Annotated in this window: 7 protein-coding genes and 1 rRNA gene; 7 read left to right on the plus strand and 1 reads right to left on the minus strand. The window is 73.2% G+C overall.

Features of this window, described 5'->3' with window-relative positions; all coding sequences use genetic code 11:
• Positions 1–8: 8 nt before the first annotated feature.
• A 5S ribosomal RNA gene (gene rrf, locus H0488_RS21560) occupies positions 9–125 on the plus strand.
• Between the two features lie 184 nt (positions 126–309).
• Entirely contained in the window at positions 310–702 is a 393-nt protein-coding gene (locus H0488_RS21565) for a single-stranded DNA-binding protein (protein WP_183101267.1), read from the plus strand.
• Here the strand turns inward: H0488_RS21565 and H0488_RS21570 are convergent.
• Complete coding sequence (locus tag H0488_RS21570) at positions 662–1801, minus strand: DUF1015 family protein (RefSeq protein WP_183101268.1); 1140 nt, start codon at positions 1799–1801, stop codon at positions 662–664. The two genes, H0488_RS21565 and H0488_RS21570, sit on opposite strands and share 41 nt — an antisense overlap.
• Positions 1802–1849: 48 nt before the next feature.
• On the opposite strand from H0488_RS21570, the gene H0488_RS21575 reads away from it, so the two are divergent.
• From H0488_RS21575 to H0488_RS21595, 5 genes are all read left to right on the plus strand, one after another.
• On the plus strand, positions 1850–2863 hold the full coding sequence (locus H0488_RS21575; RefSeq protein ID WP_312856477.1) for an HAD-IIA family hydrolase: 1014 nt from the start codon (positions 1850–1852) through the stop codon (positions 2861–2863).
• A gap of 47 nt (positions 2864–2910) precedes the next feature.
• On the plus strand, positions 2911–3120 hold the full coding sequence (locus H0488_RS21580) for a hypothetical protein (RefSeq protein WP_183101269.1): 210 nt from the start codon (positions 2911–2913) through the stop codon (positions 3118–3120).
• Positions 3121–3122: 2 nt separating this feature from the next.
• On the plus strand, positions 3123–3956 hold the full coding sequence (locus tag H0488_RS21585; protein WP_183101270.1) for a TlyA family RNA methyltransferase: 834 nt from the start codon (positions 3123–3125) through the stop codon (positions 3954–3956).
• 25 nt (positions 3957–3981) lie between these two features.
• The gene (locus H0488_RS21590; protein WP_312856478.1) at positions 3982–4980 is read left to right on the plus strand and encodes an NAD kinase; all 999 of its coding nucleotides are present in this window, start codon (positions 3982–3984) and stop codon (positions 4978–4980) included.
• A partial coding sequence (locus H0488_RS21595) for an AAA family ATPase (RefSeq protein WP_183101272.1) occupies positions 4977–5858 on the plus strand: 882 nt, incomplete at its 3' end. The genes H0488_RS21590 and H0488_RS21595, both read left to right, overlap by 4 nt.

Raw genomic sequence — 5858 nt, forward strand, 5'->3', positions numbered from 1 at the left:
ACAAGAGTTACGGCGGCCATAGCGACAGGGAAACACCCGGACCCATCCCGAACCCGGAAGTTAAGCCTGCCAGCGCCGATGGTACTGCAACCGAGAGGCTGTGGGAGAGTAGGACGCCGCCGGACATACTTTGAAGAACGGGCTATCGATTTCGGTCGATAGCCCGTTCTTTCTTTTCCGTTCCTTCTTCTCGCCGGAGCCGCTTTTCGTGCACAGGTGCTGATCTCCCGCCGGCTTTCCACAGGTCACCACGGACGACCGCGTCGACGTCGGCACCGTTCCCTTGGCTGATGTCCGAGGAGGTGCCAGATGAGCACGAAGAAGGGCAAGAGGGACGCCCCTGGCAAAGGGCCTGCGAACGAGGCTGCCAACGTCGTCCGCCTGACCGGCACGGTGTCCGGAGAGCCGGAGAAGCGGGTGCTGCCGAGTGGCGACGAGCTCTGCGTGGTGCGGGTGGTCGTGCCACGGGTGAGTCAACGGGTGCGGTCGGACGGCCGCCGTGGTCCCAGCGTCGACGTCCTGGACTGCTGTGCCTGGGAGGCCCGGCCGCGCCGGACGATCGGTGGCTGGCGCTCAGGCGATGAGGTCGAGGTCAGTGGTGCGCTGCGCCGCCGGTTCTTCCGCGCAGGCGGTGCGACGGTGTCGCGGGTGGAGGTCGAGATCAGCTCGGCGCGTCTGGTTCGTCGCGCAGGGAGCGGATGAGGACCCCGAGGCTGGGCTTGGGCTGGAACGATGTCGCCTTCTCCGGCAGCAAGCGGTCGTCCTCGGCGATGCGCTGCACGAGATCCACCGCGGGTGCCGGCATCAGCACGGCGATGCTCGACTTCGGGTCCGCCTTCGAGAGGGCGTCCTCGACGCTGTGGTGGTAGCCGATGCTGGACGGGCCGTGCGGGAGCGCCGGCACCAGCTGGAGGTGCAGCACCTCCACCGCTGCACGGTCCGCGGGCACGTCCAGGTCGACCACGACCCAGTTCCTGCCGTCCGTGGCGGCGAGGGTGCTCGGTCCCAGCGCGGCCACCGCCTCCGGTTGCGTGTGGGACGTGCAGGTCAGCCCCAGGCTCTCGGCGGCGTTGCGCAGGTCGTCGAGCGACGTGCCGGCGAGGCTGCGATGGATCGGGCCGAGGAAGAGCGGGGTGGCCGTCTGGTCGACCAGCATCGCCAGCCCGAGGTCGCACGGCCCGCCCGGGCTTCGCCGCTGGAGCCGTAGGTAGGCCGCGTAGCGGTGGTGACCGTCGGCGATCAGCGCACGTGCCCCGCGCAGCTCGTCGGCGACCTCGGCGAGCAGAGCCGGCTCCCGGATCGCCCAGATCCGGTGCTGCTGCTCGGAGCGGTCGGTGAACTCGTGGTCGGGCGGCGACTCGATGACACCCGCCATGAGCTCGCCGAGCCGCGGGGTGCCGTTGTGGACCAGCAGGATGGGAGCGGGGTTGAGGCCCATCTCAGCCATCCGGTCGGCGAGGTCGTCGGCCTGGGCGGGGTGGATGCCCTCGTGCGGGAGCACGGCGCGGTCCTCGGCGCGGGTCGCACGCCGGGAGACGTCGAGGGCGCCGACGAGTCCGCGCACGGTCATCCCGGCGGCGGTGTACTCGTGGAGGTAGAGCGCAGGGGCGCTGTCGCGGCTCAGCAGGCCGCGGGTCTGCCACCGCACCAGCCGAGCAGCGACGCCGCGATAGGGACGGGCGAACGCGCGGCCGGTCGACGGATCCCCGACCCGCTGCGGCGCCAGCATCAGGCCGGGGAACGGCAGGAGACTCAGCGGACCGGCGACGTACGGCGGTGTCACCACCTGTCCTGCGTCCATCAGGGCATCGTACGGAGGTACCCGCGACCGACCTGAGAGGCTGTGCCCGTGTTGGCCGCATCGACCGATCCACTGACCACCGCCTACGACCTCGCGATGCTCGACCTCGACGGGGTCGTGTACGTCGGGAGCGACGCGGTGCCCGGGGCAGCCGACCATCTTCGCGCGATCAGGGACTCCGGCATGCGCACCGCGTTCGTCACCAACAACGCGGCGCGCCCGCCCGAGGCGGTCGCGGCGCACCTGACCGAGCTCGGCATCACCGCGGAGGCCGGCGACGTGGTCACCTCGGCGCAGGCCGCTGCCCATCTGCTGCGCGAGCGCTACGGCGCCGGCGCCCGGGTGGTGCTGCTGGGCGGCGACGGCCTGTCCGCGGCGCTGGTGGAGGCCGGCCTGGCGCCGGTCGGCGTGGAGGACGACGCGGTCGCGGCTGTCAGCGGCTACGGGCCGGACGTGCTGTGGAGCGACATCATGCGGGTCGCGGTCCGGGTGCGGGAGGGTCTCCCGTGGCTGGCGAGCAACGCCGACGCCACGATTCCGACGTCGTTCGGCGTCGCACCCGGGCACGGCGTGCTGGTGGAGACGCTCGCGCGGTTCACCGGAGTCACCCCGGTCGTCGCGGGCAAGCCGCAGCGGCCGCTGCTGGACGAGACGGTCCGTCGGGTCGGCGGGCGGCGCCCGCTCCTGGTCGGTGACCGGCTCGACACCGACATCGAGGGCGCGCGCAACGCGGAGGTCGACTCGTTGCTCGTGATGACCGGCGTGACGGGGCTCTCCGAGCTGGTCTCCGCACCTCCCGGCCGGCGCCCGACGTACCTCTCGGCCGACCTGCACGGGCTGCTCACGTCGCACCCGGCCCCCGTGGGCGGGCGCGACGGATGGCGCGTGGGCGGCTGGGAGGCGGACGTCAGGGAAGGCCGGCTGACCGTGTCCGGAGCCGGCGCGCTGGATGACTGGTGGCGGGCGGTGGCGGTCGCCGCCTGGTCGCACCTCGACGCCACCGGGACGGTGGCCGACATCACCGCGCTCGGGATCCCTGATGCGACGAGGGTCGGGCGGTAACCTCCCAGGNCCTGATGCGACGAGGGTCGGGCGGTAACCTCCCAGGCATGACCGAGGAACCTGTGGTCGCGGGCGGCGCCCCGGCGCCGACCGGCATCGCCTCCATCGACACCGTGCTCGACCTCGTGGCCGGGCTCGACGCGCGGCCGCTCGAGGAGCACGCCCCCGCGTTCGAGACCGCGCACTCCGAGCTGCGTCGTGCGCTCGACGATCCCGACCTCGGGGCCGCCGACGCTGCACCGGCCCAGCCCGCCTGACGGTGCCGCCGCGCCGGCTCCGGCTCGATGCGGGGCTCGTCCGCCGCGGCCTCGCCCCGTCCCGGGAGCGGGCGGCCCAGCTGATCGCCGACGGCCGGGTCCGGGTGTCCGGGGCGGCTGCCACGAAGGCGGCGACCGGTGTGACCACCGACGTCGCCATCGTCGTGACCGAGAGTGAGCACGGTCCGGACTACGTGTCGCGCGGCGCTCACAAGCTCGCCGGCGCCCTGGCGGTCTTCGGGCCGGCGGGGCTCGAGGTCGCCGGACGGCGGTGCCTCGATGCGGGCGCCTCGACCGGCGGTTTCACCGACGTCCTGCTGCGCGCGGGCGCGGCGGAGGTGGTCGCGGTCGACGTCGGCTACGGCCAGCTCGACTGGTCCCTGCAGCAGGATCCGCGGGTGCACGTCCACGACCGCCAGAACGTGCGTGCGCTCACCCCGGAGCTGATCGGTGGGCCGGTCGACCTCGTCGTGGGCGACCTCTCCTTCATCTCGCTCGCGCTCGTGCTCGACGCCCTGCTGGGGGTCACCCGCCCCGACGGCGACCTCGCGCTGATGGTCAAGCCCCAGTTCGAGGTCGGCAAGGACCGGGTGGGCAAGGGTGGCGTCGTCCGCGACCCTGACCTGCGGGCCGGGGTCGTGCTCGGGGTGGCGTCGGCGGCTGCCGAACGCGGCTGGGGGACCCACGGGGTGACCGTGAGCCCGCTCCCGGGGCCGTCCGGCAACGTCGAGTTCTTCCTGTGGCTCCGGCACGGCCCGGCCACCGTCGACGAGGACGAGATCGCCGCCGTCGTACGCCGCGGCACCGGCCGTTCCGAATCCGCAGACGATGACTGACGGAGGGATAGGACAGACTGAGGTCGTGACCACTTCAGCTCAGTACGACGCCGCGCCCGTGCGCCGGGTGCTGGTGCTCGCGCACACGCGGCGCGACGACGCCCGCGACGTCGCGCGCTCGTTCGTCAAGGAGCTCAGCGCGCACGGGATCGTGGTCCGGCTGCTGCGCTCCGAGGCCGCCGACCTCGGCGTGGATCCGGCAGCCTACGACCCCGCCGTCGAGCTCACCGACTCCGAGACCGACGCCAGCCGCGGTTGCGAGCTCACCGTCGTCATCGGCGGTGACGGGAGCATCCTGCGGGCCGCCGAGGTCACCCACAAGCGACTGACCCCGGTGCTGGGCGTCAACCTCGGCCACGTCGGCTTCCTCGCCGAGGCCGAGCACGAGGACGTCGCGGCGACGATCGAGGCGATCGTCGCGCAGCGCTACACGACCGAGGACCGGCTCACCCTCGACGTCCGGGCGTTCCACGACGGGGAGCTGGTCTACTCGACGTTCGCCGTCAACGAGGCCAGCGTCGAGAAGGCCGCCCGGGAGCGGATGCTCGAGGTCGTCGTCGAGATCGACGACCGGCCGCTGTCGCGGTGGGGGTGCGACGGCGTCGTCTGCGCCACGCCCACGGGCTCCACGGCCTACAACTTCAGTGCCGGCGGCCCGATCGTCTGGCCGCAGGTCGAGGCGCTGTGCATCGTCCCGCTCAGCGCGCACGCGCTGTTCGCGCGGCCGATGGTGGTCGCCCCGTCCTCGGTGATCGCGATCGAGGTGCTGAGCGGCAACCAGGGCGCCGGCGTCCTGTGGTGCGACGGTCGCCGCAGCGTCGACCTCCCGCCCGGGGCGCGGATCGAGGTCAGCCGCGGGCTGCGCCCGGTCCGCCTGGTCCGCCTGCACCAGGCCCCGTTCACCGACCGGCTGGTGGCGAAGTTCGGCCTGTCGGTCGAGGGCTGGCGGGGAAGCGCCGAGAAGCGCCGGCAAGCGCGCAGCGCCGCTGACGACGCTGTGCCGAGGGACGAGGGGTCGCCGTGATCGAGGAGCTCCGGATCAGCTCGCTCGGCGTCATCGAGTCCTCGACGCTCGAGCTCGGCCCCGGGTTCACGGTGGTCACCGGCGAGACCGGTGCGGGCAAGACGATGGTGGTCACCGCGCTCGGGTTGCTGCTCGGCGGTCGTGCCGACAGCGGCGCGGTCCGGGTCGGGGCCAAGCAGGCGCGGGTGGAGGGACTGGTCCGTGCCGCCGGGGTGCCCGGACTCGCGGAAGCCGTGGAGGACGCCGGGGGCGAGGTCGAGGACGACCTGGTCGTGCTCGCCCGCAACGTCAGTGCCGAGGGGAGGTCGCGGGCCTACGTCGGTGGCGCCGGCGTCCCGATCGCGACCCTGGCCGACGTCGCGGAGCCGCTGGTGGCCGTCCACGGACAGTCCGACCAGCACCGGCTCCTGAAGACGTCGACCCAGCGGGCAGCCCTCGACGTCTACGCGGGCGACCCGGTCGCCGTGCCGTTGCGGCGCTACACCGAGCTCTTCGAGCGGTTGGTCGCGACCGAGCGCGAGCTCGCCGACGTGGTCGCCTCGGCCCGGGAGCGAGCCCGGGAGGCCGATCTGCTCAGGTTCGGGGTCGAGGAGATCGAGGCGGTCGGTCCGCTGCCCGGTGAGGACCTGGAGCTGGCCGCCGAGGAGGCCCGGCTGGGCCACGCCGACACCTTGCGGACCGCAGCCGAGCAGGCCAGGGAGGCGCTCTCCAGCGAGCAGGGGACGCCCGACGCGCTCGCCGCGGTCGCCGCGGCCCGGGGACAGCTCGAGAGCGTCCGCGAGCACGACCCGGAGGCAGGCGCGCTGGCCGACCGGGTCGCCGAGGTCGTCTACCTGCTGAGCGACCTCGCGGCCGACGTGGCGTCATACGCCTCGAGC

Source organism: Nocardioides pelophilus, from assembly GCF_014180685.1.
Lineage (GTDB): Bacteria > Actinomycetota > Actinomycetes > Propionibacteriales > Nocardioidaceae > Nocardioides > Nocardioides pelophilus.

What these genes read in the sequence shown, in the direction of transcription:
- H0488_RS21580 (WP_183101269.1), top strand. Translation starts at nt 2,911, where the DNA reads ATGACCGAGGAACCTGTGGTCGCGGGCGGCGCCCCGGCGCCGACCGGC.
- H0488_RS21565 (WP_183101267.1), top strand. Translation starts at nt 310, where the DNA reads ATGAGCACGAAGAAGGGCAAGAGGGACGCCCCTGGCAAAGGGCCTGCG.
- H0488_RS21570 (WP_183101268.1), bottom strand. Translation starts at nt 1,801, where the DNA reads ATGGACGCAGGACAGGTGGTGACACCGCCGTACGTCGCCGGTCCGCTG.